Genomic DNA, 2,268 nt, shown 5'->3' with positions numbered 1-2,268 from the left:
AAAAATAAAACAAAAAAAAGGAGGAAAAAATGAAAACAAAAACAGGTACTCGCCACGCGTGCAAAAGGTGCAAAAGAGAAAAAACTTTATTTGTTAAAAATAACTAATCAAAAACTCTTATATAAAACAATTAATTTATGAAACAGATTGACTTAAGTAAACAAACAAAAAGTCGTTATCCGGACACTAACAGTTCGAGGTGGCGGCTTTGGTGTATGATGCTGTTGGCTGTCCTCGTGGGGACGAACGTTTCACTGCAGGCGGCGGATATAGAATGGTCGTCAGGTAGTCCGTCAATAACTTCGACGGATCTGACTGTGTATGGGGAGAATGAAACCTTGTCGGTTTCGTTTATGCCTACAAAAGCGGTGACTAATGGAAAGATCGTCTTCACCCTTCCCGCCGGTGTAAAGTATGCCAGCCATACAGCCGCGCAAGGTGGAACACCGAGTCTCTCGGGACAAACCGGGCAAACGGTGACCTTTACCTATAGTAGCTGGACGATAAACCAGATCGTTACCCTGGATGTGGTGTTAAAGACCGATGATAAGGTTGCTGATCAACTCAGTGGAACGATCAATATACGTGTCAATGAAGGAAGTACTTCGTTGGGTACCGAAACAGTTACGGTCCAGTTTCTAAAGCCGCAGATTTCGATTGCGAGTGATAATCCTACATTGGATTATACGACTAATACGACCGATCCTCAAACCTTCGAGTTGAAATTGTTAGCTACCGAAGGAAAGGCAACCTCCTTTCAGGTGATCCTAAAGGCAAACTCTGCTGTTGAACTGGAAAAGTTTAAGGTAAATGGCACACTTTTGGATGCCAGTCAGATAAAGACGGATTCAGTTGCTTCTACAAGTATGATTACCTATACCCTGACCATCCTTCCGGCTAATATTCCCGGGGGAAGCTTAGGGCAGACAACCCCTCTTTTACTGACATTCGATGCTTCTTCTTTTATTTGGGGAACGCATACGATTACTACCGAGTCGCAATATCCGGAAAGCATCGCTTATANCATCGCTTATACCACCAACGAGAATGGTGTCACCCTTTCTATGATCTATCCCCAGCAACTCGGGGCTCCGGCTATCTCGGTGATAGATGCTTATTATAAAACTCCTGATGATAAGACCGTAAAAGCCGCCAACTGGGAGGAACTGTGTTATGATGGAGAAAGTAAGAATATACTCCATGCTGTCTATAAAAATACAGGGGCGGATGCGTATAATATGATAATATCTTATAGCGAGAGCTATAGCTACTCCTATATTGATATAGAGAATATAACTTATCAGATAGGAGATGGGACAGAAGTCAAACTAAAAACATCTGATATTATGGTCTCTGGTTATAATGCTGTAAGGGCGGGGACTGCGAACTATATTGAAAACAATCCCTATCGTATATATATATATATGCCTGTAGATGTTTGCTTACCTAAAAATGAAACACTGACTTTAAAGATTCCTGTTATCTCCGGAAAGAAGGTCTATGATAATAGTGCCACTAATCGAGAGTATTCTTCAGATCTATATCCTGTTTATGCAATAATGGCAGGGTTTAGCAGTGTAGGTAAAGGAGGTTCTGCTGGAACTTTCTCTAATTATTCTTTTTATTCCCAAAGAGTACCTCAATTGTCGACTGCCATGTCTCCTATTTCTATAAAAACAGGAATGATTCAAACCGTTGAATTACCAATTATACCTATCACTACCAATACCACAAAAAAAATCGCTCAAGAAGTTTTTGTACGCATGCCGGAGTGGCTCTCTTTGGAGAATACCTCTATTATCTGGAAAAAAACAAATGGAACCACCTGGGCAACAAGTAATCTGGAAGGAGGAACAGTTGCAGGTGGCTATCGTACCTACTCCTGGAAAGTAGGAACAAAAGCTGGAGAGGACTATACTAGTGCTACAACTACCATTTCCCTTACGTATAAGGCGGCTTCAGGCTACGCCCCTTCAACTCCCAATAAGGAAGGAGACATTTCCTATTGGACTGATTTGCAGATAAAGGATGTGACATTACCAATTGTTAACCGCCGCTATCAAAAAGCAACTTTATTGTGTCAACGCGAAGGCATTGAGTTGGATGATTTTTATTCGGAACGAAAGACTTTTGGATTGGTAGACTCCGATAATGACGGGATACCCGATGTGCCTCATAAGACAGCAACAAGTGGTATGAATGATCTCTTTTTGGTCAATGACGGAGGAGACTTTGTCTGGAAGGCAACGGTATTGGAAGGATCTTATA

Source organism: Parabacteroides sp. 52, from assembly GCF_010500925.1.
Lineage (GTDB): Bacteria > Bacteroidota > Bacteroidia > Bacteroidales > Tannerellaceae > QVMG01.
The sequence above is the reverse complement of the archived record's forward strand: the minus strand, read 5'-3'. Positions refer to the sequence as shown.